This is a genomic window from uncultured Vagococcus sp. (genome assembly GCF_963518325.1).
GTDB lineage: Bacteria > Bacillota > Bacilli > Lactobacillales > Vagococcaceae > Vagococcus_D.
On the sequence record NZ_CAUQJB010000048.1, the window covers coordinates 1 to 25198 of the forward strand.

27 protein-coding genes are annotated in these 25198 nt (G+C 37.2%); 24 read left to right on the top strand and 3 right to left on the bottom strand.

Annotated elements, in window-relative coordinates; translation table 11 throughout:
• The first annotated feature begins 169 nt into the window (after window positions 1-169).
• The 10 genes from RWN13_RS22155 (at window position 170) to RWN13_RS22200 (ending at window position 7644) form a co-directional block, all read left to right on the top strand.
• Window positions 170-532 carry a BlaI/MecI/CopY family transcriptional regulator gene (locus RWN13_RS22155; RefSeq protein ID WP_314068087.1) on the top strand — a complete coding sequence of 121 codons (363 nt, stop codon included), beginning with the start codon at window positions 170-172 and terminating at the stop codon, window positions 530-532.
• 7 nt (window positions 533-539) lie between these two features.
• Window positions 540-1676 carry a M56 family metallopeptidase gene (locus RWN13_RS22160; RefSeq protein ID WP_314068089.1) on the top strand — a complete coding sequence of 379 codons (1137 nt, stop codon included), beginning with the start codon at window positions 540-542 and terminating at the stop codon, window positions 1674-1676.
• Between the two features lie 631 nt (window positions 1677-2307).
• A complete protein-coding gene (locus RWN13_RS22165) occupies window positions 2308-2772 on the top strand; it encodes a DUF2712 domain-containing protein (protein WP_314068091.1) in 465 nt (154 codons plus the stop codon).
• Between the two features lie 65 nt (window positions 2773-2837).
• A complete protein-coding gene (locus RWN13_RS22170) occupies window positions 2838-3512 on the top strand; it encodes a hypothetical protein (RefSeq protein ID WP_314068093.1) in 675 nt (224 codons plus the stop codon).
• On the top strand, window positions 3509-4342 hold the full coding sequence (locus RWN13_RS22175; RefSeq protein ID WP_314068095.1) for a hypothetical protein: 834 nt from the start codon (window positions 3509-3511) through the stop codon (window positions 4340-4342). The genes RWN13_RS22170 and RWN13_RS22175 overlap by 4 nt, the downstream gene beginning before the upstream one ends.
• Window positions 4339-5124, top strand: coding sequence for a hypothetical protein (locus RWN13_RS22180; RefSeq protein ID WP_314068097.1), 786 nt, complete (start codon window positions 4339-4341; stop codon window positions 5122-5124). The genes RWN13_RS22175 and RWN13_RS22180 overlap by 4 nt, the downstream gene beginning before the upstream one ends.
• The gene (locus tag RWN13_RS22185; RefSeq protein WP_314068099.1) at window positions 5108-5908 is read left to right on the top strand and encodes a hypothetical protein; all 801 of its coding nucleotides are present in this window, start codon (window positions 5108-5110) and stop codon (window positions 5906-5908) included. Before RWN13_RS22180 ends, RWN13_RS22185 begins: the two co-directional genes overlap by 17 nt.
• A 15-nt stretch (window positions 5909-5923) precedes the next feature.
• A complete protein-coding gene (locus RWN13_RS22190; RefSeq protein ID WP_314068102.1) occupies window positions 5924-6553 on the top strand; it encodes an ABC transporter ATP-binding protein in 630 nt (209 codons plus the stop codon).
• Window positions 6554-6569: 16 nt separating this feature from the next.
• On the top strand, window positions 6570-7148 hold the full coding sequence (locus tag RWN13_RS22195; protein WP_314068104.1) for a hypothetical protein: 579 nt from the start codon (window positions 6570-6572) through the stop codon (window positions 7146-7148).
• A gap of 319 nt (window positions 7149-7467) precedes the next feature.
• Window positions 7468-7644, top strand: coding sequence for a hypothetical protein (locus tag RWN13_RS22200; RefSeq protein ID WP_314068107.1), 177 nt, complete (start codon window positions 7468-7470; stop codon window positions 7642-7644).
• 48 nt (window positions 7645-7692) lie between these two features.
• Here the strand turns inward: RWN13_RS22200 and RWN13_RS22205 are convergent, their stop codons facing one another.
• Window positions 7693-8766, bottom strand: coding sequence for a GntR family transcriptional regulator (locus RWN13_RS22205; protein WP_314068109.1), 1074 nt, complete (start codon window positions 8764-8766; stop codon window positions 7693-7695).
• Window positions 8767-8961: 195 nt separating this feature from the next.
• Between RWN13_RS22205 and RWN13_RS22210 the strand changes: the two genes are divergently transcribed.
• The 12 genes from RWN13_RS22210 (at window position 8962) to RWN13_RS22265 (ending at window position 20767) form a co-directional block, all read left to right on the top strand.
• Window positions 8962-10533, top strand: a complete 1572-nt coding sequence (locus RWN13_RS22210) for a DUF3502 domain-containing protein (RefSeq protein WP_314068112.1) — start codon at window positions 8962-8964, stop codon at window positions 10531-10533.
• 82 nt (window positions 10534-10615) lie between these two features.
• A complete protein-coding gene (locus RWN13_RS22215) occupies window positions 10616-11551 on the top strand; it encodes an ABC transporter permease subunit (RefSeq protein WP_314068114.1) in 936 nt (311 codons plus the stop codon).
• A 9-nt stretch (window positions 11552-11560) separates the two neighbouring features.
• Window positions 11561-12454: a carbohydrate ABC transporter permease gene (locus tag RWN13_RS22220; protein WP_314068116.1), complete on the top strand. Its 894-nt coding sequence runs from the start codon at window positions 11561-11563 to the stop codon at window positions 12452-12454.
• 10 nt (window positions 12455-12464) lie between these two features.
• Window positions 12465-13088 (top strand): DUF624 domain-containing protein, encoded by a 624-nt coding sequence (locus tag RWN13_RS22225; RefSeq protein ID WP_314068118.1) that lies wholly within the window; start codon window positions 12465-12467, stop codon window positions 13086-13088.
• A gap of 181 nt (window positions 13089-13269) precedes the next feature.
• Complete coding sequence (gene hprK, locus RWN13_RS22230) at window positions 13270-14211, top strand: HPr(Ser) kinase/phosphatase (RefSeq protein ID WP_314068120.1); 942 nt, start codon at window positions 13270-13272, stop codon at window positions 14209-14211.
• A gap of 104 nt (window positions 14212-14315) precedes the next feature.
• A complete protein-coding gene (gene lgt / locus RWN13_RS22235; protein WP_314068121.1) occupies window positions 14316-15134 on the top strand; it encodes a prolipoprotein diacylglyceryl transferase in 819 nt (272 codons plus the stop codon).
• A gap of 5 nt (window positions 15135-15139) precedes the next feature.
• Window positions 15140-15790: a pyrophosphatase PpaX gene (gene ppaX, locus RWN13_RS22240; protein ID WP_314068123.1), complete on the top strand. Its 651-nt coding sequence runs from the start codon at window positions 15140-15142 to the stop codon at window positions 15788-15790.
• Between the two features lie 3 nt (window positions 15791-15793).
• Window positions 15794-16804 (top strand): NAD(P)H-dependent glycerol-3-phosphate dehydrogenase, encoded by a 1011-nt coding sequence (locus tag RWN13_RS22245; RefSeq protein WP_314068125.1) that lies wholly within the window; start codon window positions 15794-15796, stop codon window positions 16802-16804.
• Between the two features lie 47 nt (window positions 16805-16851).
• Window positions 16852-17763, top strand: coding sequence for a UTP--glucose-1-phosphate uridylyltransferase GalU (gene galU, locus RWN13_RS22250; protein ID WP_314068128.1), 912 nt, complete (start codon window positions 16852-16854; stop codon window positions 17761-17763).
• A 134-nt stretch (window positions 17764-17897) separates the two neighbouring features.
• On the top strand, window positions 17898-18887 hold the full coding sequence (locus RWN13_RS22255; RefSeq protein WP_314068131.1) for a nucleoid-associated protein: 990 nt from the start codon (window positions 17898-17900) through the stop codon (window positions 18885-18887).
• A gap of 219 nt (window positions 18888-19106) precedes the next feature.
• The gene (locus RWN13_RS22260) at window positions 19107-19748 is read left to right on the top strand and encodes a L,D-transpeptidase (RefSeq protein WP_314068134.1); all 642 of its coding nucleotides are present in this window, start codon (window positions 19107-19109) and stop codon (window positions 19746-19748) included.
• Between the two features lie 125 nt (window positions 19749-19873).
• Window positions 19874-20767 (top strand): helix-turn-helix transcriptional regulator, encoded by an 894-nt coding sequence (locus RWN13_RS22265; protein WP_314068136.1) that lies wholly within the window; start codon window positions 19874-19876, stop codon window positions 20765-20767.
• A gap of 62 nt (window positions 20768-20829) precedes the next feature.
• Here RWN13_RS22265 and RWN13_RS22270 read toward each other — a convergent pair whose 3' ends face one another.
• The gene (locus RWN13_RS22270) at window positions 20830-21033 is read right to left on the bottom strand and encodes a hypothetical protein (protein ID WP_314068139.1); all 204 of its coding nucleotides are present in this window, start codon (window positions 21031-21033) and stop codon (window positions 20830-20832) included.
• 203 nt (window positions 21034-21236) lie between these two features.
• The gene (gene lexA / locus RWN13_RS22275; protein WP_314068141.1) at window positions 21237-21857 is read right to left on the bottom strand and encodes a transcriptional repressor LexA; all 621 of its coding nucleotides are present in this window, start codon (window positions 21855-21857) and stop codon (window positions 21237-21239) included.
• A 244-nt stretch (window positions 21858-22101) separates the two neighbouring features.
• Between lexA and RWN13_RS22280 the strand changes: the two genes are divergently transcribed.
• Both RWN13_RS22280 and tkt read left to right on the top strand, forming a co-directional pair.
• Entirely contained in the window at window positions 22102-22350 is a 249-nt protein-coding gene (locus tag RWN13_RS22280) for a DUF896 family protein (protein ID WP_314068143.1), read from the top strand.
• Window positions 22351-22508: 158 nt separating this feature from the next.
• Window positions 22509-24506: a transketolase gene (gene tkt, locus RWN13_RS22285; protein ID WP_314068145.1), complete on the top strand. Its 1998-nt coding sequence runs from the start codon at window positions 22509-22511 to the stop codon at window positions 24504-24506.
• The last annotated feature ends 692 nt before the right edge of the window (window positions 24507-25198 follow it).

The following is a 25198-nucleotide window of genomic DNA, read 5'->3' on the forward strand; positions in this document are numbered from 1 at the left end:
TAAAACAAAAATCGTTTTATACAACCTTGATTATTTAACTTTTTCAGCAGCCTCCAAATTAGGAAGTAGTTTTTTTGATTTTTGCTGATATAGATGAAGAGAAAGAGTCAACATTTTTGTCTTAGCATGATATAATATTGATATTGACGGATGAAAGGAAGCGATCATTATGAGTATAAAAGTTACTAAAAAAGAAGTAGAAATTCTTAATGCATTATGGCAAACGAAAGTATCTCAAACGGCTACTATGATTTGTGAAAATAATCCTCATCTTAATTACAGTACCGTTCAATCTAGTTTAAAAAAGTTAATTGGTAAGAAGTTAATAAAAATAGAGGAGATTGTCTATAGTGGAACAGTTCTAACGAGGAGTTACGCTCCAACGATTTCAAAGGAAGAATTTATTTTAGACCAATACAGTGATATAAAAATATCGAATCTGGTAAGTCATTTTCTTAAAAATAGTGATAAAGAGGAGACAAATCTTGAGATTTCTAAGATAAAGGCAATGTTAGAGAATAGAAAAAAATAGGTGAACGATGATGATTTCAACGGCATCCATTCTGACATCTGTTTTTTTTGCATCTATCCTAATGATTGTTTTAGAACTTCTTTTTTTACAAATAGATCGAGCAAAAATTATAAACTCGAAAGTTTTCTTACTAATTGCTTCAGTATCATTACTTAAATTGTGTTTCCCTATACATTTTGACTATGCGTATCCGCTTAAATCTAAAATAGTGCTTCCTTTTTTTCAAAATATTGTTAATTACTTGATTATTGATTGTCATCACTTTCACTTGAGTGTTGGGAAACTCATTGTTCTCATTTGGTTTTTAGGGTTTATCTCAAACATATTAAGGCTGATAGTTCAAATGAGAAAAATAAATAAAATTGGCAGTTTTATTGGTAACGATACCATTAAAAATAGTGGAGATCATCGTGTTGACCCTATCCAAATTATTGTATCTAAAAGAATAGAAACGCCAGTTTTAATAGGGTTCTTAAAACCTGTCATACTTATCCCTGAAATAGAGTTGGCAGCTGAAGAATTAAATTATATCATTTCTCATGAATTGATTCACGTTAATCATTGTGACATCTTATTTAAATATTTTTTTGAGCTAGTTCTTTCGATCTATTGGTGGTTAATTCCGATGTATATACTTCGTGATAAAGTTAACCAGATACTTGAATTAAGAGTGGATCAAGAGTTAACTGAAGCTTTATCTGATGAAGAAAAAATTAGATATATTGAAACCTTATTAAAGATCGCCAAAAGTAGTAATCAAAGTAATGAGTATTCTACTTTAACGATTGGTTTTTCAGCTTGTGAAAATGAGCTTTATAGACGAACCGAGAATGTTATAAAGAATAAGTATACGTCCAAATGGACCGGTACTACCAAGGTTATACTACTAGTGTATGCATTTTTATCCACGTTTATTATTTTTGAAACTTATTCTGTTGATAAAGTGATAGAAGAAACAACGGTTAAAATTACTCAAGAAAAATGGTTATTAGCCACTAATGATGAACAATTAGATGTATGTATTAACAACGGTTATGTGACCATTTTTGAAAAAAGGAACGAGTTAGCGGAGATAAATGGTTTGCGGGTAGTTAATTTGGAAAATTCTGAAAGGGAAAATCAGAAAAGTCCTATGAATAAGTAACATACAAGAAGGCTTTATATGAATGTATTTTCTCGAAACAAATAGTGCTGTTAATTATTGGGGTTTGGCGTGTTTTCGTCTGGTTATTATTTAACGGATGTTTTAAGCTTTTTTAGAAAACGTCAACCGACTTTTTCTGGTTACTGTCCTCACTCTGAGGAGGACAACAAATGAAACTAAAGTGTCACTCACATTAATTGAGGGAAGTGTGCTGAGTTTATAAACCAATGACTTATTTAAGACAAGTTACTTTAAATGTAATAAAAAACGGTTAGACAGTGTTACTTAAGCTGAATAATCGTTTTTTATTCTATCTAAGGTCTGAAAATATTAAGTGCTTGTTCGTTATTGTAATCAATAATGGTTAGTGTGTTTTAAAATAGTTGAAATGTGGAGTTGTTGACAAGTGGTTTCTTCTCACACGTAATAATAGAGTCAAAACTATTTGGTTTTATACAAGTAGAGTTTATTTTCATTGCTGTTACAAATTATACATAAAACTGTAGAAAATGTTATTTTAAATTAAAAGTATCAAACTATTTATATATTGACATTGTAATTAAATATACGGTTAAAATGAATCGTGATATAATTAAGATGTTGATGGATAACTAATTAAAGGATGAAAAAAATGGAAGTGAAAAGAAATAATTCATTAGTTTTAAAATTATTTTTTGGGTTAGTTTTGTTTGTTGCTATTGGAACAACTTCTATGAATTATGCATTTGCAAATAATCACGCTGATACGAGATTTTCCAGATATAGTACTGGTGATGGGGGTGACTCAGTAACTCCGGCCCGATCTAAAACAGATGATTCTTATATGTATGCGTATAATGATAAATCTGCGTTAGGGTTTCATGCTCAAGCGGCTGCTAGTTTAAATGGTGGGAATGATATAATTACCAATCAAGTAGCTGCAGGGTATGTCTCGGTACCTGTAGGACAGTCTAAATACATTACCAATTATGTATGGGAAACAACCGATGCCAAAGGTAAGAAAAAACCAAGATACTACTGGGCGAGACTTTTGATTATGCCTGGATCTCACTCTAAAACATGGCTGAGTTTTTTGTGGAGTCCCGATAGTATCTAGTTTTTAGGTCGCGTTGCTTAGTGTTATCCATCAACCATTCTTATGAAATTGTAGGTATATGATATATGAAAAAGAATTTATTATCGACTCTAATTTTCAGTGGTGTTATCGTCTTAATCATCGGAATCTATTTGGGTCGAAGTGACATACTTCCGAGTCGTAGTGAGGAGTTTTCGAATTCAATCCAGAATAAGCAGATGAGAGTTAAACAACCGTCAAATGATAATACTCAAACAATTCAGGAAAATGAAAAAATGACGAATGAGGAGTGCGAGTTTTTTGTAATCTCATCAGTCGTGTCCAAAAAGTTAAACTACTTAAATAAAATTGATGTGAAGGATTACGTTACTTCAGATGTTAGTGTTGATTCAGAAAATCGTTTTTTAGATGACCATCTTTACTTACAAGTTGAGCTTGCAATTAAGAACGTGAAAGCTTCAAGTCAAACGATAATGTTATCGAATATCCGTCTGCTTACGAAAAAAAACAATGAGCTTTTAAATTTAACTGATATTTCTCTTACAAATACAGTTAGTAGTGCGGGGCAGAAAGATAGCTTTCAATTAACTTTAAATGCAAATGAAGAAAAAAGAATTTACATAGGTTATATTATTAAAGAAAATAGATATCAAGAGATTAAAAATCAGTTATATATTTTGCCTGATTTATCAGGTATTTCAGCTATGGATCCTCAATTGCTCACAAAAATAGAACTTGATGTTATGGAGGACCAACTATGAAAGCCATGTTGAGAATAGAAATGAAACGAGCTATTATTAATAAAAAGCTTCTGATAGCATTATTATTCGGCAGCATAATTTCATTTTATCAGCTATATTTATATCAAAAAGTTGGTAATACCAATGAAATGTATGACATGGCTGTTGCTTATGGAAAAGATACCATGACTTTACCCGATTATTTATGGGGAGCGTGGTTAGGTGGCGATACGATGCTATTTAATGGCTTTTTATTTTTTCTTATTATCCCTCTGTTGGCTGCCTTTCCATATGCTAATTCATATATGCTAGACGAAAAAGATGGTTATTTAACAAGTGTTTTTACGAGAACTAATAAGAAATATTATTTTATTTCAAAATGGCTAGCCACATTTTGTTCTGGAGGAGTCGCAATTGTTTTACCTTTGGCGTTAAATTTTTTGATGATGTCTACTAGATACTCGTCAATGGGGCCGTTTACAGAATCATCTCAATCAATGGTTGTTGAAGCGAGCACAATGTCTGGTTTATTCTTTAGATCACCATTTATTTACATAATAGTATTTCACTCCATCATTTTTATTTTCTCTGGGCTATATGCGACATGTTCTCTTTTAGTTGCTTTCTTTACAGATTATTCCTTTATTATCTTGGCCTTTCCGTTTTTGATTATCATCTTTTTATCAACGGTCCTTGAATTTTTTGGCTTATCATACCTAAGTCCACAAGAATTTTTATTTCCTGCTCAAGCTAAAACTAGTATGGCGTTGATATTAGGTGAGATGCTATTCTTATTCCTAATCTCTTTTGTCAGTTACATTTTTTATGGAGTGAGAGGTGCTTATGAATGACAAGAAAAGGGCGCATGAAAAAGGTTCTATTGATAAAATATGAAGATGAGTTTAAGCGGTATCATTTGTTAACCGTCTTGATGTTGATATTTACGCTACTTGGATTAGTGATTGAAGTCTTTTTTGTTATTAAGAAAAGCCAAGAGTATCTGCTAAACTACTCTATTGCGGACAGTCTTACTTTATTGGGAAATCCATTTATATTCTCAATCGCAATCTGCTTGCCCTTCGTGGTTATATTATGCTTGTTATTACTTCACGATTTTGATATCAGTTCTTTGCTAAGGAACAATAATAGAAAGGCTCTATGGTATCGGCAATCAATTTTAATCATTATTGCAAGCTTCATCTGGAGCCTTATAGTAGGGGGAATGATTATTCTCATAGCAAAACCCTTTGTTTCCGATTGGGTAAACTGGAATCAAATGACTAGTTTCTTTTTCTATAAAACTGGAAAGCTTGTTGAGTTTTCATTCTTGGCAATTCTACTACGTACGTTAATCAATACATGGGCTCTTCTTCTTTTTATCGGAACCATTTTACTGATTGTCTACTGGATCACAGATGATTTTATGATTTGTTTTTTTGTGGTTTTCTTAATATTAGGAATTTGCCAGTTTCCTCAACTCTTTTTCTTATTTACTTCTTATAAGACGATCACTTATTGGAAAAGTTATATTGTGAGTTTGCTAGGGTGTTTTTTTCTATGGTGGGCCATAATAGATGGCGTAGCAAAAATGAAACTAATTAATCGAAAGGACTTTTATGGCAAAGATAAATAGAGTAATCGTGATGCAAACACTTAATAAATGGAAGTACTTTTGGATAACTTCTTTTTTGACTGGGATAAACTATATTAAACTGCTGGGAGTGGTTAAAACAAAAGACATGTCAGTTGGAGATAGTTTAGGTTTTCTATTTTTAGGAATTCGACCGATTAGTCACCTTGATCCCACACAACTATTTAACATTCCCTTTTTATGGTTGAGTATGTGTTTGTATCTTTTTTATTCACTAGCAGCGATGATTCGTGCAACATCTAGTACTTATGATTACCTCACTTTTTTTTATTTAAGAAAGCGAAGGACTTATTGGTTTTTTAAAGTCAAACATACCTTAGTCATTATATCCATCCATTTTATGGTTATTATTATTACTTCGATTATTTGTACCATTTTATTTGGTGGAAGAGTTTCGATTAGTCCAACTATGACCTTCTGGACGTCGTTTATTCCAAAAGGTTCAGTTGTTTCTGGCTTTCAGTTTATTTTCCAAACAATGATAATGCCCTGGTTAGCTTGCGCTACTATTGGTATTTTAGAATTAACGTTGCTTTATTTTGGGGGAGAATTACAAAGTTTTATAATCATTTCGATTTATTTAATCATGTCATCTTTTTTTACAAGTCCTTTATTGATTGGCAATTATTTAATGTTACTAAAGAGTTCTATCGTGGAGGATAAAGGAATTGATAATCTATCGGGCATTCTAGTGATGGTCGTGTCGATGATAGTGTTAAACGTAGTAGGTATCGTTAAATTACGAAAATGGGATTATATGAATTAATTGAAGGAGAAAAAGATGAAGATTAAGATAGAAAAAGTATCAAAATCAATTAGAAACTCGGAGGTTCTATCTGATATTTCGTTAGAATTTGAGAGCGGCAATATTTATGGCTTACGTGGGAAAAATGGGGCGGGGAAGACAATGTTGTTAAGAATGTTATGTGGTTTAATCTTTCCTAGTTCTGGAAGTGTTCTAATTGATAAAATGGAATTAGGGAAAGATATCTCATTCCCTGAAAGTGTAGGGGTCTTGATTGAAAATCCAGGCTTCATAGGCAATTATTCAGGCTTTAAGAATTTATCCAGTTTAGCTTCAATAAAAAATGTGGTGAGCCATGAGAGTATCATGGAGTTGATGACATACTTAGATTTAGATCCTCATGATAAAAAAAAGATGAAACATTATTCACTAGGGATGAAACAAAAAATCGGAATAATCAGCGCGTTGATGGAAATGCCTCAGCTTATTTTGCTAGATGAGCCTCTTAATGGGCTTGATGAAGAGTCTTCTAAGAAAGTACTAAATTTATTAAGTGAACGAAAAAAAGCAGACGCACTTATAGTGATAGCATCTCATGACAAGGAAGAGCTTGATTTTCTGGCAGATGAGATAATTGAAATGAGAGATGGAAAAATCATTTTTTAAAAGCGTGGAGGTAACTATGAAAAATAAAAAGATCTGGAGGCTAGTTATTTTAGTCTGTGGTGTTATGATTATATTGAGTTATATGAGCTTTTTTTTGAAGATTAATACTAAATATCCTGCGCCGAAAGAAATAATCCATAATATGAATGACGTTTTACAGGTGCCAAAACTTGAAAAGTTCACATTTCAAATTGAAGAAGCAGAGTTAATTGAAGGAAAAGAGGTCGCATCCTTGGTCCCCAATTTCTATGCCCAATCCAAAGAAAGCGGTTTGGAGTACGCGGTGATATCTTTAACCATTGCGTTAAAAAATGCTTCTGAAATTGAACAAAAAGTTGAGCAGTTAAAAATTGCGATGCTAACAATGAATAAGACATACTCAAATGGTTTATCCTTGCCAGCAACCTTTGAAGTTGATAATGAGGGGATTATTGATAGTGTCAAACCTCATCAAACTCAAAAAATAAAGTTGTTGTATGGAATTGCTAAAAACAATTTAAAGAAAAGGACGTATAATAGTTTAAGGTCGCAAAAATTTTATTATACATATTGTTTGTCTCCAATCGTTGAACGAGTTAGTTTAGATCTTAAGTAATTATAATCTTTCTACATCCTCATCTCTCATATTAAATATGATAAGTAAAAGCTGAAAGAGAATTACCTATGAGCAACTTAAAAAATTTCAAGGAAATACAACTCTGATAATGAACGCCAAGTCATGATTATTTAATATTGAGGCTAAAACACATAAGACAAGTGAGATTAGTGAGAGATAGTTTTTTTTTGACCCCAAAATTACCATATTCTTTGGAATTCTATAAAAAGTTCGCTATACTAGAAATGAAAGAACTATGAATCATAGAGTAAATCTGACTGGATACGGTCGTTAGTAGATTGGAAGAAAGGTGAATAAGATGAAACCATCAGGAATTAGAGAACGAATTTACAATCAATATCAAATACTAAAAAGTGAGGTAGCTGTGGATATTCGTAAAGCAAGCATTCATGAAAAAGGCAAGGGTCTTGATATTCGAGTGAGAACACCAAGAGAGACTCGCAAAACGATTAAATGGCGTTCTAAAGGTTATTAGCCAAAATAAAAACGACTTAGAAGGGGCGTTCCCTTTCTAAGTCGTTTTTTATGTGTGCCCAGCGATAGACTGTCGATCGATAATATCGACATCCACGACAAGTTGATCAATTGGTGTTTTGGGGTGCTCAATTTGATTAATAAGCATCTCAGCCGCTAAGGCCCCCATTTTATGGAAGTCTTGAGCAGCAGTGGTTAATGCGGGTTCGATGAGAGCCGACGCCTGAATGTTATCGAAACCAACAATCGATAACTCTTTCGGCAGTGTTAGTCCGCTTTCTTTGGCCGCTGCCATAATCAACATAGCAGTCAGGTCATTTTCGGCCACAATAGCAGTGATATTGTAATTTCTGGCGTACTTAATGATTTCATGGTAAAAGTCCTCATTATCCGCCACCGGCTTGACATTTTCACTATGGAATTGAATATTGTGCTCGAATAGGGCCTTCAAATAACCGAAATAACGATCCCGCACGGTTGTGGTAGTATCAACTGCTTGAGTTGAGATGTATAAAATTTTAGTATGACCAGCAGCTATCAGTCGGTTAGTCAGTTCATATCCGCCAGCAAAGTTATTAGCAGTGACACCATTGATTGTTAAACCTTCTAGCTGTTTGTCGATGGAGACCATTGGGAAATGTTGCAACTGACGATAATACAAAATATCTAAATCTGTGGTACTAGTGATCGGGTAAATAATTAAGCCCGCGTAATTATCCAATGTTAGTAGCAACTCGCGTTGATTTGCGTATTTATGTGTTTCAATGTTGATTGTATAGTGAGTGTTTCGTAAATAGGAGACAACACCTTCTGCGTAGGCCGACATCCCTGTATTTTCAGCAAAAGGCATAATCAGTAAAATCTCGTGACGGTCTTTCATTCGATCGATTAAGTGACTGGCTTTAGTCGGTTCGGCGACAAAACTGCCTTTTCCTTGAAGTCGAAAAATAATTTCCTGATTTTCCAGTTCAGTTAAGGCTCTTTTAGATGTGATGCGACTTACCTTGTACTCTTCTGCTAAGGCTATCTCAGTAGGCAACTGTTCGCCGGGTTTTAGTACGCCATTGGCAATTTTTTTTGCTAAATCATCCATTATCTTTTGGTATAAAGGAAGTTTTGCCATAAGTATCGCTCCTCATATGTTGATATATCAAATTTATTATAGCATATTCAAAATATGATGGACATACTAAGTGAACAATCTTATGTGAAAGGGTTTTGTGTAATGATAAGACTAAAGAAAGCGTTTGACATATAAGTTGATATATCATATAATTATTTCTGTTGTAGTGAGTATATCAAATTAGGAGGAGTTCAAATGAAAAAAAACAAAAAGTTAACCGCTCTATTAGTTGTAGCTAGCGCTTTAGTGCTTGCTGCCTGTGGGAAAACGGAGCAGAAAGAGCAAATAGCTAATGAAGATATCAAGTCGATTTCATTATTACGCCCAAGCTGGAATGATTTGCGTCCTGCATCAAAAGATCTGTGGATGTGGCAGGAATATGAAAAAATGTCAGGTATCAAGGTGAACTGGGAAGAAATGACCGATATTGGGGAAAAGAAAAATATTATTTTGACCCGTGAAACATTGCCTGATGCTTTTTATCAGGTGGATTGGAGTAACGGTGAACTTTTGAAATACGGTCAGCAAGAGATGTTTATTCCTCTGGAAGACCTGATAAAAAAACATGCGCCTAATCTACAGAAATTCTTGGATGAGAATGAGGATGTAAGAAAAGGATTGACGAGTGCTGATGGACATATTTATGCAACCCCTTACTTAGATCCTTATCCCGAAGGCAATCGAACCATTCGTTTATGGATAAATAAAACTTGGCTTGATAAGTTGGATATGGATGTGCCCAAAACAACGGCGGATCTTGAAAAAGCCTTGGTAGCTTTTGTCAATGAAGATCCAAATGGCAATGGTCAAAAAGATGAGCAAGGTTGGTATATGCCAAGTGGTTCGATTGGTTGGACCTTTGAGCAGATGCTGATGGGGTCATTTGGAATCGGCAATGGGGGTCGCAAAGCCCTGGGGAATTTGATTTACATCGATAAAGACGATCAGGTTCAAGTGACTATTGCAGCAGATGAATATAAAGAGTTATTAAAATACGAACACGATTTATATGAAAAAGGAGCTATTAATAAGCAAGCCTTTAGTGGTGTTGAGTACGATAAATGGACGGCGGATGCGGCCAAAGACACAGTAGGAGCTTGGAACTGGGCAGCACCTGATTATATTGGTGAATCAGTCAAAGATAATTACGTTGCTATTAATGTGCTGGCAGGTCCAAATGGGGATCAAGCCTCCTTAACTGATTCGCCTGTTGCAGGAGCTTCAAGTCTAGTCATTACTAAAGAGGCAGCTAATCCTGGTAAAATTTTGGAATGGGTTGACTATTTTTACAGTGAGGAAGGCAGCGAATTTGGATACTTAGGGAAAGAAGGCGTGACTTACAACATTGAGGATGGAAAAAAAGTTTATATTGATGAGATTCTTAATTATAAAGATGGAATTGGTTTAGGCGCTTTCCAATACGTTGATAATGTCTACGGCGGCTACTTCCCATACGTTGAATTACCAGCAGAAGTAAGAGATGCTGCAGGTCGTAAAGAAACACTTGTATACGATGATCTAACCGAAGAAACACTACCAAGCGTGATGTTACCCGATTTGCCAGCCACAATCGAAGAGGCGAATCGTTCGAGTTCAATAGTGGCCGATATCGGTAATTATGTTGGTCAAATGAGAGTGGATTTCGTGACAGGTAAGAAAGACATCGATAAAGAGTGGAAAACATATATTGAGACATTGAAAAAAATGGGAGTCGATGAGTATTTGAAAATCAAGCAAACCCAGTATAAACGTTACAAAGATAGCTAAGTCGATCAATAGATGAGTTGAATAGTGAGAGGGAATCGCCCTCTCACTAATTGATTAAATAAGTCAAAGGAGGTTATGGAAGGTGAGACAAGACAACAAAACAAGATTAACAATTTCAGGAATCGCCCAAACCTTTTCGAGGCAAAAATGGTTGTATTTAATGATGTTGTTACCTTTAGTAAGTTTACTCATTTGGAATTATTGGCCAATGTATGGCGTGATTATTGCCTTCAAAGATTATTCACCAGCCCTAGGCATTTCAGGTAGTCCCTGGGTAGGATTTCAACACTTTACTCGCTTTTTTAATGCGTTCTATTTTAAAGATGTCATTATTAATACACTGCGCATTAGTCTCTATAGCTTGATCATCGGTGTTCCTTTGCCGATTATTTTAGCCCTCATGTTTAACGAGGTTCGCAGTAAGAAATTCAAATCCATCACTCAGACTATTTCTTATATACCCAATTTTATTTCTGTGGTCATCGTAGTGGGCATGGTCTTTTTCTTCACATCACCAGTCGACGGTGTCATCAATGAAGTCATTAAGTTTTTTGGTATGAAACCCATAGACTTTTTGGGAGATGCCAAAATGTTTCCTCATGTCTTTGTCTGGTCAGGGGTTTGGCAAGGCGTCGGGTGGGGAACATTGATTTACACAGCTGCCATGTCAGGGATTTCTCAAGACCAATATGAGGCAGCCTATTTGGAAGGCGCATCCCGAATTCAATGCATGAGACATATTACCATACCAGCCATTATGCCAACGATTGTTATCTCAACTATTTTAGCCACTGGCAGCATTATGTCTGTTGGGTTTGAAAAAGTATTGTTGCTGCAAAATGATGCTAACTTGGCAACGTCAGAAGTACTGTCCACATACATCTACAAAGCAGGGATTTTAAATGCGGAATACAGTTTTTCAGCCGCAGTCGGTTTATTTAATAATTTAGTGAACTTTATCATTTTGTTTATCGTGAATAAAATCGCTCAAAAAACAGGTGAAAACAGTTTGTGGTAGGAGGAGAATATGCGAAATAATCGTTCAAAAGAAGACAAACTATTTGATGTGTTTAACACGTTACTGATTACTGTGATTGTCTTGTTAATTTTTTACCCGATTTTATTTGTTGTGTCAGCTTCCTTAAGTGATCCGACTAAAATTTTTGATAGTCCGATTTTATTATGGCCTAAAGGATTTACTCTAAATGGTTATAAAAAAGTCTTTGAAAATCGTGATATTTGGATTGGCTTTAAAAATGCCGTGATATATACGGGACTAGGGACCATGATTAATGTTCTGATGACAACCTTAGCGGCATATCCTCTGTCGCGACGTGATTTTAAGGGTCGCAATATCATTACCTTTCTTTTTACCTTCACCATGTTTTTTTCAGGGGGATTGATTCCAACTTATTTAGTCAATCAAAAATTGGGGATTATCAATACGATTTGGGTCATGATTTTACCTGGTGCGGTAGGTGTTTACAACATGATTATTATGAGAACGTACTTTCAGCAAAATATTCCACGTGAGCTAGAAGAAAGTGCCTTTATCGATGGTTGTACAGATATGCAATTGTTATGGAAAGTAGTGTTGCCACTATCGACCCCAATCATCGCTGTGATGATGATGTTCTATGGCGTGGGCCGTTGGAACGGTTACTTTGACGCGATGATTTATTTATCTGATCGTGAGTTATTCCCTTTACAGTTGATTTTACGGGAAATTTTGATTCAAAATCAAATGGGAGACGCAGCTAATCAACAAATTATGAGCAGCAACCAAGCCGAAGTGAGTATGATTAAGCAAACAATTAAGTACAGTGTTGTCGTTATATCCAGTGTGCCGGTGTTGCTATTTTACCCAATTGTGGCCAAGTATTTTGAAAAAGGCATCATGGTTGGGGCCATTAAAGGATAAGGAGGCTGTCATGGGAGAAAAAATATATCACTGGTCAATCGCAATAACGAAATTGGTTTATCTTAACCTGCTTTGGCTGTTTTTTACTGCATTGGGAGGCATTGTTTTGGGGGTGATGCCCGCCACCGTTGCCCTTTTTGCAGTCATACGCCAAGGCATAAGAGAAAGAGAGCTTCTGAAAGTCGGGACAAGTTTTACCGCTTACTATCGCCAAGAGTTTCTCAAAACAAATTTAGTGGGGATTGTATTCGTGATGATCGCGCTGTTTCTTTATGTTAACTATCAGATGACTCAAATGGCGACAGGGTATTTGATGATCGGACTGCATTACGTTTCCATTGTCTTGCTATGTGTCTTCATCTTGCTGTTGATCTTCTTTTTTCCGGTATATGTTCATTTTCAGTTACCTGTATCCAAATTCCTGCTACAACCTTTGTTGTTACTTTTTTTTAGTCCCATTGAAGTGTGCAAAGTTGTGGTTATTTTAACGGGGACCTATTACCTGTTTCATTGGATTCCCGGCTTACTGCCCCTCATCTACATGTCCCTACCAGCTAGCTTAATCATGTTAACCTTACATCGCCGGTTCTTGATTTTGCCAGTTTATAATAGCACTAACAGTCCTATCCTGTAATGCCAGGATGGGACTATTTTTTTGTGAAATGACAGCCTTGGAGTTATGGAATTGCAAGAATGATGTCATGCCTTTTGTGAAGAAAATGAGAAGAAGTGGGATTGTTCGTTGGATTAAGTAGAAACTTATGACGTTAAATGATAAAATGGAACAAGCAAACAATTTAGAGAGAAGGTTATGTATGACAGAGTCAGTAACAGTTCAGGAATTAGTCAACGAATTACAGCTTGATGTGATTTGTGGGGAAGACTATTTAGATAGAAAAATTATAACAAGTGATATTTCCCGGCCAGGTTTGGAATTAACCGGCTATTTTAATTATTACCCTTATGATCGTGTTCAATTGTTTGGCCGCAAAGAAACGACCTTTTCACAAAAAATGACCCCAGAAGAGCAAGTCATGGTCATGCGTCGTTTGTGTCATGAAGAAACACCTGCGATTATTTTCGCTCGGGATCTCATTCCCCCAAGCAACATGTTACGAGTAGCAGAAGAGAAGCAAGTGCCGGTTTTACGCTCGTCTCTAACCACTTCAAGAGTTTCCGGCGTTATGTCAAACTATCTTGAAAGTCAATTGGCTAAACGAACCTCCATTCATGGGGTTTTAGTTGAAGTATATGGATTAGGCGTCTTGATTCAAGGAGACAGTGGCATTGGCAAAAGTGAAACAGCTTTAGAATTGATTAAAAAAGGCCATCGTCTGATCGCCGATGACCGGGTAGATGTTTACCAACAAGATGAACGAACAGTCATTGGCGAACCAGCTCGTCTATTAGAACATCTCATTGAAATTCGCGGGATCGGGATCATCGATGTGATGAATTTGTTTGGAGCGAGCTCTGTTCGTGGCAGTGGTCAAGTTCAGTTAGTTATCTATCTGGAAAACTGGAGTAAAGAAAAGAAATTTGATCGCTTAGGTGGGGCTGCTGAAACAGTTCAAATCGCTAATGTGGATATTCCCAAAATTTCGATTCCAGTTAAAACTGGCCGAAATGTGGCCATAATCATCGAAGTTGCTGCAATGAACTTTAGAGCTAAAACAATGGGGTATGATGCCACCAAGACATTTGAAAATAATTTAACAGCCTTAATTAAGGAAAATTCAGAAGCCGAGCAAGGCTAACTTGAGAGGGGCAATAAACCGATTTTTGTTGAGCTAGCTTTTATGGATCAATGGTTAATCAACACTAGCCGATTCAAAAAGCTTTTTATATAAGGGGGATATCTATGTTTTTAGCACAAGTCAACCCAGTTGCGTTTAATCTGTTTGGATTAGAGGTCAAGTGGTATGGTGTGATTATTGTCACGGGAATCGTCTTAGCCGTCTGGTTAGCTTCTCGTGAAGCCAAACGAGTCGGGTTAAAAGAAGATGACATCGTTGATTTTATGTTTTGGGGCTTGCCGATTGCCATTATTGGGGCTCGATTGTATTATGTCTTATTTGAATGGCAGTACTACATCAAAAACCCCCTGCAAATATTTGCGATTCGCAATGGCGGACTGGCAATATATGGTGGCTTAATCGCCGGTGGATTAGTGGTTTATTTCTTTACTCAATCCCGTTATATTTCGTTTTGGAAGTTTCTTGATATCGCTGCACCGAGTGTCATTATCGCTCAGGCCATTGGCCGCTGGGGTAATTTTATGAATCAAGAAGCCTTTGGTGGTGAAACAACTCTGGCCTTTTTACAAGGGCTGCATTTACCTAACTTTATCATTGAAAATATGTACATTGATGGCGCCTACCGCCAACCCACTTTTCTTTATGAGAGTGTGTGGAATGTCATTGGTTTTATCTTGATACTATGGTTGCGCCAGAAGAAGGATTTCTTGCGAGAAGGAGAAGTATTCTTCAGTTATGTTTTATGGTATTCATTTGGTCGCTTCTTTATAGAAGGGATGAGAACCGACAGTCTTTATTTAATAGGTGACATTCGTGTTTCTCAATTTTTATCATTAGTCTTATTTGTCGGCAGTGTAATATTGATCGTCTATCGCCGAAAAAAAGTCAATCCACCTATTTATAATCGCAAAGGAGCCCGCTAATTTATATGTTAACAACAGTCTTATTTGATTTCGATGGCACATTGGCAGATACGAATCATTTGATTTCAGAATCTTATCTGCATGTTCTTAACCAACATTTCCCTGGGGAATACGACACCGAACGTGTTCGTCATTTTAATGGCCCACCTTTGGAAGAAGTTTTTGGAAAGTTATTACCGGAAAAAGCCGACCAAATGGTTCTGGATTACCGAGAATATAACCATGCCCAGCACGACGCCCTTATTCAACCATTTCCTGATGTCAATCAGTCTTTGGCAAGGTTAAAAGCAGCTGGGATTAAGCTGGCTGTCGTGTCAACCAAATATAACCTAGTCTTGCAAAAAGGACTTGATTTGCTTGAGATGACACCTTATTTCGATGAGATCATTGGTGGCAATGACTATCAGAAAGTCAAACCAGATCCAGAGCCATTAAAGGTTGCCATGACTCGCTTAGGTGTTGAACCTAACGAATGCATCATGGTGGGAGATAATTGGCATGACATCCAAGCGGGTCACAATGCCGGCATGGAAAGTGTCTTTGTCAGTTGGTCACAAAAAACTACAACTGAAATGGCGCCTTATAAACCTGATAAAATAGTTGATTCTATGGTAGACTTAACCGAGTGGATTTTATTAAGAGCTGGAGGAAGTTAACTAATGAAACAAAAAATTGCCGTTTTAGGCCCGGGGTCGTGGGGCACTGCCTTAGCCAAAGTCTTAGTTGAAAATGGACATGATGTAAGGATTTGGGGAAGAGAAGCCTCTCAAATTAAGGAAATTAATGAACAACACACAAATAAACACTATTTACCCGATTTGAGTTTACCTGTGGAACTAAAAGCAGAGGCTGATTTGAAAAAAGCTGTTTCTGGTGCCGATGCTGTATTATTCGTCGTTCCAACCAAAGCAATTCGTTCAGTCGCAGCACACTTAGCGACCGTACTCGACACTAAACCTGTGATTATTCATGCCAGTAAAGGCTTGGAACAGGGAACCCATAAACGAATTTCTCAAGTCTTAATGGAAGAAATTCCCGAAGACAAGCGAAAAGATGTGGTGGTTCTTTCAGGACCTAGTCACGCTGAAGAAGTGGCAGTTCGTGATATTACGACGATTACAGCAGCCAGTAAAAACTTGAAGTATGCAGAATATGTTCAGACCTTATTTATGAATGACTATTTCCGAATTTATACCAATGACGATGTGATTGGGGTTGAAACCGGCGCCGCCTTAAAAAATATTATTGCTCTTGGATCTGGTGCTATTCATGGGTTAGGATTTGGAGACAACGCCAAAGCAGCGATTATGACCCGTGGGTTAGCAGAGATTAGCCGCCTGGGGGTTGCTATGGGAGCTGATCCCTTAACCTTTATTGGCATGAGTGGGGTCGGTGATTTAATTGTCACCTGTACCAGCATTCATTCTCGCAACTGGCGGGCGGGTGACTTACTTGGGCGTGGTCATAATTTACAAGAGGTCTTGGATAATATGGGCATGATTGTGGAAGGGGTATCCACCACAAAGGCAGCTTATGAGTTGTCTCAAGAGCTAGGTGTTGAAATGCCAATAACAGAAACCATCTACAAGGTATTGTACGAAGGTGCCGATGTCAAAGAAGCAGCTAAATTAATTATGTTACGCGATGGCCGCTCAGAAAAAGAATTTTAGCCTAAAGGCAAATGGGATTATCCCACTATAGAAGAGGAGAATGTATTGTGAAACAACGTGTGAAAAAAGCCATTATTCCAGCAGCTGGGTTAGGAACAAGATTTTTACCTGCTACAAAAGCCATGGCGAAGGAAATGTTGCCAATTGTTGATAAGCCAACCATTCAATTTATCGTAGAAGAAGCGTTAGCCTCAGGGATTGAAGATATTTTGATCATTACTGGTAAAGCGAAACGTCCAATCGAAGATCACTTTGATGCCAACTTGGAATTAGAGATGAACTTAAAATCAAAAGGTAAAACTGAGTTATTGAAATTAGTGGAAGAGACAACAGACTTAAACTTACATTTTATGCGTCAATCAAGTCCTCGTGGGTTAGGCCACGCAGTCTCACTTGGGCGCGCCTTCGTTGGAAATGAGCCCTTTGTGGTGATGTTAGGCGATGATTTAATGGAAGATACGATTCCCCTAACGAAACAATTAATCAATGACTACGATGAAACCCGTGCGTCAACGATTGCTGTCATGGAAGTGCCTCATGAAGATACATCCAAATACGGCATCATCAACCCAGAACACATGGTAAAAAAAGGGTTATACAATGTTAAAAACTTTGTTGAGAAACCTAATCCAGAAGACGCTCCAAGTAATCTGGCAATTATCGGTCGTTACCTATTAACACCGGAAATTTTTGATGTCTTGGATCAACAAACACCAGGAGCCGGTGGCGAGATTCAATTGACTGATGCCATTGATACCTTAAATAAAACCCAACGTGTTTTTGCCCATCAGTTTACAGGCAAACGATATGATGTTGGAGATAAATTTGGGTTTATGAAAACGAGTATTGAATACGGACTAACACACCCAGAAGTGAAAGATAACCTAAAAGATTTTATCATTCAACTAGGGAAAGAACTAGAAGGCGAAGAAAAGCCAAAGAAAACCCCTAAAAAATAATTAAATCCTCAAGTTCGCCAGGATAATTGCGAACTTGAGGATTTTAACTTAAGGATTTTACTTACGTATGGCAATGATTTTATTGTATAATGGCGATTAGAGTAAAGTTATTGGCAAGATTAAGGAGCAATAATATGGAAATTAAAGAGGCAATATTACATGTATTGGATTTGGAAGCTAGTTCATTGATTTCGTCCCAAAAAGAATTAGCACTAACCGATTACGCTGTTAAAACGTATTTAGAAGGCATTATGAAACGATTTAATAATGCGGACTTTAAAACAGGGACACTGGATAACAGCAATGATTTATTTGTAGATGTGACCAATGAACAATTGAGTTTTGTAGAAAAAAGTACCAGTGTGGCTCAAAAGTTTTATGACTGTGTTGTTCAAGGCGAAGAGATACCTAGTGGTGATTTGTTGTACTTCCATGGCGAAGATGGGACTGATCAATTCGTTGGTATATTTAAATTAAATTATCGTCCAGCCTATACACATTTTGTTGATTACGTTGATGATGCGATGTTAAATAACATTATTATCAATAAAACCATTTTACCAAGTGTCACTCAAAAAGTTGAAGAAGCGGTGTTGATCAATGTCACCAAACAAACATTTGATTTAGTGGAAAAGAAATATAAATTTGACGGGCGAAAAGTCGAGTATTTTTCTAGCATTTTGTTAAAAACAGAAGCGACGCCAACCGTTCAAGATAACATTAAAATTGTGAAAAAAGCTGTCAAAGAGATTGCGGATAAGTACAATGAAGAGAAATATGTCAGCATGTCGAATATCCAACAAGCTGTTTATGAAAGCATTGAAGAAGAAGGTAAAATTAGCAATGAAAAAATTGCTGAGATGGTTTTCGAAAACAATATTTCAGCCAAAGCAGAATACATTGAGCGAGTGGAACGAACGAACTTTGATGAAGATATTCCTATTAATGTCCCTAAATACGAAAAGAAATACAGTAAACAAAAATTAAAACTAGCCAATGGCATTGAAATGATCATTCCTGTTGACGTTTATAAAAATAAGGAATTAATCGAGTTTATCAACAATCCTGATGGAACCATTTCCGTCATGATTAAGAACGTCGATGAAATAATCAATAAATTTTAAACAGAGATGGGAGAACCTCCCATTTTTTTTGTGTTTGAGAGAGCCAAAGTCGACCGTATAGATACTGGTGATACGACAGGTTGATTAGGACTTAAATATGAGATTATTAAGATTGGCCTAATTAGGTGTCTATCTTTTGACGGAAAAATATTACTGTGATAAAGTGTAAAATGAGTTAATGACTGTGTTGTTCAGGTGAAGAAAAGGGGATGAGTATACTTGAAAAATAAACGTCATTATATAATGGGGGGGTTAGTCGTATCAACTGTGGGGATGATGCTAACGACCCAAGTAGAAGCCACGAAGGTTAAAGAAACAGAAAAAACAGCTTTAATTGGTCCATCCGTGTCATTAAAAGGGCCAAAATTAGAGGTGAACAAAAAAGGTCAAGTTGCCGAAACAAAACCAGAAGATGATAAAGACTTGTGGAAAAAGCCAACAGGCGGTGATTATCCAGAGTTGACCTCAGAGACTGACTTGCGAATCGTCGCAAATGTGACTGACCAACGGATTTATTTCTATGATAAGGATCAACTGATTTATACGATGATTACATCGTCAGGCCTAGCAGATGACGAAAATGCCACACCCTTAGGAGATTTTGAAATACAAGAGATTCGAGGGGAAAGTTTCTTTAATGGCGAACTAGGGGAAGGTGCCCTGAACTATGTCTCATTTAAAGATTACGGGGTGTATTTATTCCATAGTGTGCCAGTTAATGAGAAATTGGAAGTCAATGTAGCCGAAGCAGAAAAATTAGGAGAGCGGGCCTCTCACGGCTGTTTCCGCTTATCGATGCCTGACTCAAAATGGTTTTATGATCATGTGATGGCTGGAACGCCAGTTAAAGTGACGGAATAAGGTTGAAAAGGTAATAAGAGGCAGATGCAACTATCCGTTGCGTCTGTTTTTTTTATTTGCATTCGAGTGTTGCTGGACTTTCAATTCAAAAGTGAGCTACAATTTAGGTAAAGGAGAGTGAGGAGATGTTAATGACTATTGGTCAGCACCTGCGTATGTTAAGGGAAAGAGATGGCTTAACCCAAGAAGACGTTGGCAATCAGTTGAATGTTTCTCGCCAAGTTATTTCAAAGTGGGAACTGGAAAAAAGTTTACCAGATTTAAAGCAAATTGCGTCACTGGCGGAATTGTATCAGATAAGCTTGGATGAACTTATTTTAGGAAGAAAAACTGATTCTTCAGAAAACAACTATCAACAATTAGAACAAGAGTGGCAACGGCAGGCAAATGCCCTTCCGCGAATCACCTTAGAAGACTATTGGATGAAGGGGCCCAATCTACAACTGACTCACTTGGGCAAGCGTAGCCAGCTTCAAATGACGTTGACAGACGCCTTAGGAAGTGGACAGGTCATCGGCACTGTTTTTCTAGTAGCAGGGGCGTACTTTCCCAGTAATACGATTGGTAATAATGGTCCTAAATGCCAAATTGAACTGACACAAGAAGGCCTCACGTTAAGTGAGTTTAATACCTTTTTTATCGGCTGGCGACGTTGGCCAAAAAAGGTGCCGAAAATCAGGTCACTGTTGTATCAAGAGATTAAGACTGTGGTAATTGGCGTTGAACGGCGGACAGGAAAAAATTGGGGGCTAAATGCTAATGGCCAGCCATCCTTTTCATTGCTGATAGACGTTTATTTAATCAGCGGTGAGCATTGGCAATTTAGCTGTGCATCTCTAAATTTAGCCCCAAAATTATTAGAATATTTTTGTGAAAACGGGGTTACGGTCAATGATCTCTTTAGACTAGCAGAATTATTTAATAATAGTCAGATCAGTGAGCCATCTAACTATCTTAAAGAAAATTTTGAGGGATTAATACCAGCGACCTACCGAGCTAAATATGATCAGACGCTATAAAAAAAGCTCTTCAGTTGGACGTTAGGGGGATAACGTTCCATCCGAAGAGTCTTTTTAATCAATTAACGGCGATAGCTATAAGCCCGATCGCTTTGGTAATGCTGTTTACGAGTGTGGCGGCGGTAACTTCTTTCATCCCAAACCATGAACCACAAGAAAAATAAAGGCGTGACGATTAATAGTGCAGTTTTAACTCCTAGAGACCCTAAACAAATACCAATAACTAATATAAAAAATACTAAGCCGATTCTACGAATTCCTACCATTTATATCACCTCTTATAATTTATGCGAACGTTTGTTCTTTTCTTTATTATACAAACAAATGTTCGCTTTGTAAAGTGGAAAGTATAAAAAGTTTTAAAAAAAGCAAAAATCTTTCATATGAGGGAATGTGACTGACGTAGAAGAGGGAACATCAACATTTATCGAAAAAAAACAATCAGCTAGTCGACTGATTGTTTTGCTTCTTATATATGGTTGCGATACAGGCCAACTACTTTCCCTAAGATGGACACATTCGGTAAAATAATCGGTTCTAAACTATCATTTTCCGGTTGTAAGCGGAAGTGATCTTTTTCTTTGTAAAATCTTTTGCAAGTTGCTTCGTCTTCATCGGTCATAGCGATGACTATTTCCCCGTTAGAAGCAGATGCTTGCTTTTTAACAATGACTTGATCGCCATCTAGTATGCCAGCGTTAATCATACTTTCACCACGAATGGTCAACATAAAGAGATTATTGTCTTCATTTTTTAGATTAGGTGGAATAGGAAAGAAATCCAGTGCTTCTTCGACGGCTAGAATAGGTTCACCAGCAGTAACTGTTCCTAGTATTGGAATAGTTGTGGGCCGAATGCCAATCATATCTAACCCGATTTGAGTTAATTCAATGGCGCGAGGTTTAGTAGGATCTCGCTGCAATAGTCCTTTTTTCTCGAGTCTGGACAAATGACCGTGAACGGTTGAGGTTGAAGATAAGTTAACGGCTGTTCCGATTTCTCTGACCGTCGGTGGGTAGCCTTTTGCTTCGACTTGACTATGAATGTATTTTAAAATTTCAGATTGTCGTGTTTCTTGTGCTTTTGCCATACTGATACCTCCTTAAGGCAGATTTAGTATTAAATTGAGTTTAGCATAAAACAAGCAAAAAATCAAACAGATGTTCGCTTGTTTCCATAGAAAAGTTAAATTTCATTTTAGTAGTGCCAATTATTTGAAAATCTCGATGAAAAGACAGGTTATTTAGTTGTTTTTTGAATTGAAATAGTCTAGTATTAAAGGCGTTGGCGTACCAAAAAAGGTAATCGCTTAGAAATTTCTTGGAGGGACTTACATGTTATCTAAAGACAAATTGGATCGAATCAATGAATTAGCTAAAAAAGCCAAAGCAGAAGGCTTATCTTTAAATGAACAAAAGGAACAAAAAATATTAAGAGAAGAATATCTTGAAAAATTCCGTGGTGGCATGCGCAATCATATTGAAGGAATGAAAGTAGTGGATCAGGAAGGCAATGATGTAACACCTGATAAGTTAAAAGATATTCAAAAAGAAAAAGGCTTGCATAATCGCCACGAAGACTAATGATAGGGACTTTTAAGGTTGTTTAGACAGCCCTAATAGTCCTTTTTTTGATAAAAAAAGCAAAACGATTTCATTTTTCAATTGCAATTTGGCTGAACAAAAGGTAAAATAACCCTATAAAGGTAAAAAAAACCTAAAATAGCAGGAGGATGATTATGTTGTTCGACAAAATCGATGAGTTAGGCGTTAATTCAATCCGTACCCTAAGTATGGACGCGATTCAGAAAGCAAATTCGGGACACCCAGGATTACCAATGGGGGCTGCGCCAATGGCCTATGCCCTTTGGACGAAACATTTAAAAATCAACCCAAGTACGTCACGCAACTGGGTAGACCGTGATCGGTTTATTTTATCCGCAGGTCATGGTTCAGCCATGTTATACAGCTTATTACACTTGGCGGGCTACGATGTCACCACTAATGACCTAGAAAATTTCCGTCAATGGAGCAGCCGGACACCAGGGCATCCAGAAGTTCATCACACAGATGGCGTAGAAGCCACAACTGGACCACTTGGCCAAGGTATTGCCATGAGTGTCGGCTTCGCTATGGCAGAAGCTCATTTAGCCGCTACTTACAACCAACCAAACTTTAAGATTGTGGATCATCACACTTATTCAATCTGTGGCGATGGCGATTTAATGGAAGGTATTTCTCAAGAAGCTATTTCAATGGCCGGTCACATGAAGCTGGATAAATTAATCGTTTTATACGATTCCAATGATATTTCTCTTGATGGCCCTCTGGACAAGAGCTTTAGCGAAGATGTTAAAGGTCGCTTTGAAGCCACTGGTTGGCAACATATTTTGGTGAAAGATGGAACTGATTTAGCAGCCATTTCTCAAGCGATTTATGAAGCCAAAGCTGAAACAAGCAAACCGACAATTATTGAAGTGAAAACTGTTATCGGTTTTGGTGCGCCAAATGCTGGTACCAATAAAGTTCACGGAGCACCGTTGGGAGCTGAAGGCATTGAAGTGGCTAAAAAAGCCTATGGATGGGATTACCCGGCCTTTACCGTACCAGAAGAAGTCAAGGACCGCTTTAAACAAGAAATCAATGAGAAAGGTGAAAAAGCTGAAGCTGCGTGGAACGAATTGTTTGCTGCCTATCAAGCTGAGTATCCAGAATTAGCTCAACAATTCCTAGACGCTTACGCGGGTAAATTGCCAGACAATTGGGATGCGGAAATGCCAACCTATGATGTTTCTGACGATGCCTTAGCCAGTCGTGTCACCAGTAAAGACATGATTCAAGCATTGGCTAAAACTGTGCCAAGTTTCTGGGGTGGATCAGCTGACTTAAGCTCATCAAACAACACGATGATTGCTGGCGAAAAAGATTTTGAACCGGGTCAATACGAAGGTCGCAATATCTGGTTTGGTGTCCGTGAGTTTGCTATGACAGCAGCGATGAACGGGATTGCTTTACACGGTGGGACGCGAATTTATGGTGGAACATTCTTTGTTTTCGTGGATTACATGCGTCCAGCTATCCGTTTGGCAGCTATTCAAAACGCACCTGTTACATATGTCTTAACCCATGATTCAATAGCCGTTGGGGAAGACGGCCCAACTCACGAGCCAATCGAACAATTGTCAAGCTTACGTGGCATGCCAAACGTTTCCTTATTGCGTCCAGCTGACGGCAATGAAGTCCGTGCCGCTTGGAAACTAGCCATGGCTTCAACGGATCATCCGACGGTCTTAGCCTTGACCCGCCAAAACTTGCCTGTGTTAGAAGGGACAAAAGAATTGGCAGAAGTTGGTCTAGCAAAAGGAGCTTACGTTCTATCACCGGCTAAAAAAGATACACCTGATGGCATTTTAATTGCCACTGGTTCAGAAGTGGCGTTAGCTGTGGCTGCTCAAAAAGATTTAGCAGCAGCAGGTAAAGATGTCTCAGTAGTCTCAATGCCAAGTATGGATTTATTTGAAAAACAAGAGGCTGCTTACAAAGAAAGCGTCTTGCCAAAAGCTGTCACAAAACGTGTCGCCGTGGAAATGGGCGCTAGCTTTGGCTGGGAACGTTATGTTGGTTTTGATGGCGCAACAGTCACCGTTGATCGCTTTGGTGCCAGCGCACCTGCACCAACTGTGTTAGCAGAATATGGCTTTACCACAGAAAATGTTGTTAAGACATTTAATAACTTATAAACTTTAAAATGGAACTGGCTAGGAGAAATCTTAGTCAGTTTTTTTGATTAAAGAGTTTCCACGTGAAATTTTTTGATAAAGTGATTTTGGGGGATCAAACATCAGTTGATTCTAATTGTTTCCAGCAAGCTAAATGAAATAGGTGAAAAATTTAGGATAATGGCCATGTTAAAACATTCATTAAGGATTATCGATTTAAGTGATTACGGTTAACCGGGAAGTTAGCTGATTGCAGGTGTGTAATCTGGAAGAGTGTACGTCCTGTTTAAGCTGAAAAATACCTCTAACTCATGCTTTTTATTTTTTTGTTTATAGAGATTGGGAAATAAAGAAATGAAAAGGTATCTATATCGCTGTTTTGCTGGTTATCTTTGAACGATAGTATTTAAAAACTGCAAAAAAAGCATGAGTTAGCCTGTTTTACAAAAACGATTACCTATGTCACAATAAAACTAAAATGATTAGATACTATCGTCCCAATTTAGATTAGCATAATAACATTATTTTTACATGGAAAGAAACGATGAAAACACTCAGTTGACATGGCAGCCAAAGTCCATTTTTGTTTTTATATTGATGCTGAAACACCATGTAATCAGCTATTTGCTTCGTAATGAGTTGTTATATAAGTGGGGGTGATTGTCAATTAGTCACGAACATGGGCTCCAATTTCATTTTTTTGCCATAACAAA

Coding starts and splice junctions, on each gene's coding strand:
- RWN13_RS22195 (WP_314068104.1), top strand. CDS start 6,570: ATGAAAAATAAAAAGATCTGGAGGCTAGTTATTTTAGTCTGTGGTGTT.
- RWN13_RS22180 (WP_314068097.1), top strand. CDS start 4,339: ATGACAAGAAAAGGGCGCATGAAAAAGGTTCTATTGATAAAATATGAA.
- ppaX (WP_314068123.1), top strand. CDS start 15,140: ATGTTAACAACAGTCTTATTTGATTTCGATGGCACATTGGCAGATACG.
- RWN13_RS22200 (WP_314068107.1), top strand. CDS start 7,468: ATGAAACCATCAGGAATTAGAGAACGAATTTACAATCAATATCAAATA.
- RWN13_RS22245 (WP_314068125.1), top strand. CDS start 15,794: ATGAAACAAAAAATTGCCGTTTTAGGCCCGGGGTCGTGGGGCACTGCC.
- RWN13_RS22265 (WP_314068136.1), top strand. CDS start 19,874: ATGTTAATGACTATTGGTCAGCACCTGCGTATGTTAAGGGAAAGAGAT.
- lgt (WP_314068121.1), top strand. CDS start 14,316: ATGTTTTTAGCACAAGTCAACCCAGTTGCGTTTAATCTGTTTGGATTA.
- RWN13_RS22190 (WP_314068102.1), top strand. CDS start 5,924: ATGAAGATTAAGATAGAAAAAGTATCAAAATCAATTAGAAACTCGGAG.
- RWN13_RS22255 (WP_314068131.1), top strand. CDS start 17,898: ATGGAAATTAAAGAGGCAATATTACATGTATTGGATTTGGAAGCTAGT.
- lexA (WP_314068141.1), bottom strand. CDS start 21,857: ATGGCAAAAGCACAAGAAACACGACAATCTGAAATTTTAAAATACATT.
- RWN13_RS22155 (WP_314068087.1), top strand. CDS start 170: ATGAGTATAAAAGTTACTAAAAAAGAAGTAGAAATTCTTAATGCATTA.
- RWN13_RS22280 (WP_314068143.1), top strand. CDS start 22,102: ATGTTATCTAAAGACAAATTGGATCGAATCAATGAATTAGCTAAAAAA.
- RWN13_RS22170 (WP_314068093.1), top strand. CDS start 2,838: ATGAAAAAGAATTTATTATCGACTCTAATTTTCAGTGGTGTTATCGTC.
- RWN13_RS22175 (WP_314068095.1), top strand. CDS start 3,509: ATGAAAGCCATGTTGAGAATAGAAATGAAACGAGCTATTATTAATAAA.
- RWN13_RS22160 (WP_314068089.1), top strand. CDS start 540: ATGATGATTTCAACGGCATCCATTCTGACATCTGTTTTTTTTGCATCT.
- RWN13_RS22225 (WP_314068118.1), top strand. CDS start 12,465: ATGGGAGAAAAAATATATCACTGGTCAATCGCAATAACGAAATTGGTT.
- RWN13_RS22165 (WP_314068091.1), top strand. CDS start 2,308: ATGGAAGTGAAAAGAAATAATTCATTAGTTTTAAAATTATTTTTTGGG.
- RWN13_RS22205 (WP_314068109.1), bottom strand. CDS start 8,766: ATGGCAAAACTTCCTTTATACCAAAAGATAATGGATGATTTAGCAAAA.
- RWN13_RS22210 (WP_314068112.1), top strand. CDS start 8,962: ATGAAAAAAAACAAAAAGTTAACCGCTCTATTAGTTGTAGCTAGCGCT.
- RWN13_RS22185 (WP_314068099.1), top strand. CDS start 5,108: ATGGCAAAGATAAATAGAGTAATCGTGATGCAAACACTTAATAAATGG.
- RWN13_RS22270 (WP_314068139.1), bottom strand. CDS start 21,033: ATGGTAGGAATTCGTAGAATCGGCTTAGTATTTTTTATATTAGTTATT.
- RWN13_RS22220 (WP_314068116.1), top strand. CDS start 11,561: ATGCGAAATAATCGTTCAAAAGAAGACAAACTATTTGATGTGTTTAAC.
- hprK (WP_314068120.1), top strand. CDS start 13,270: ATGACAGAGTCAGTAACAGTTCAGGAATTAGTCAACGAATTACAGCTT.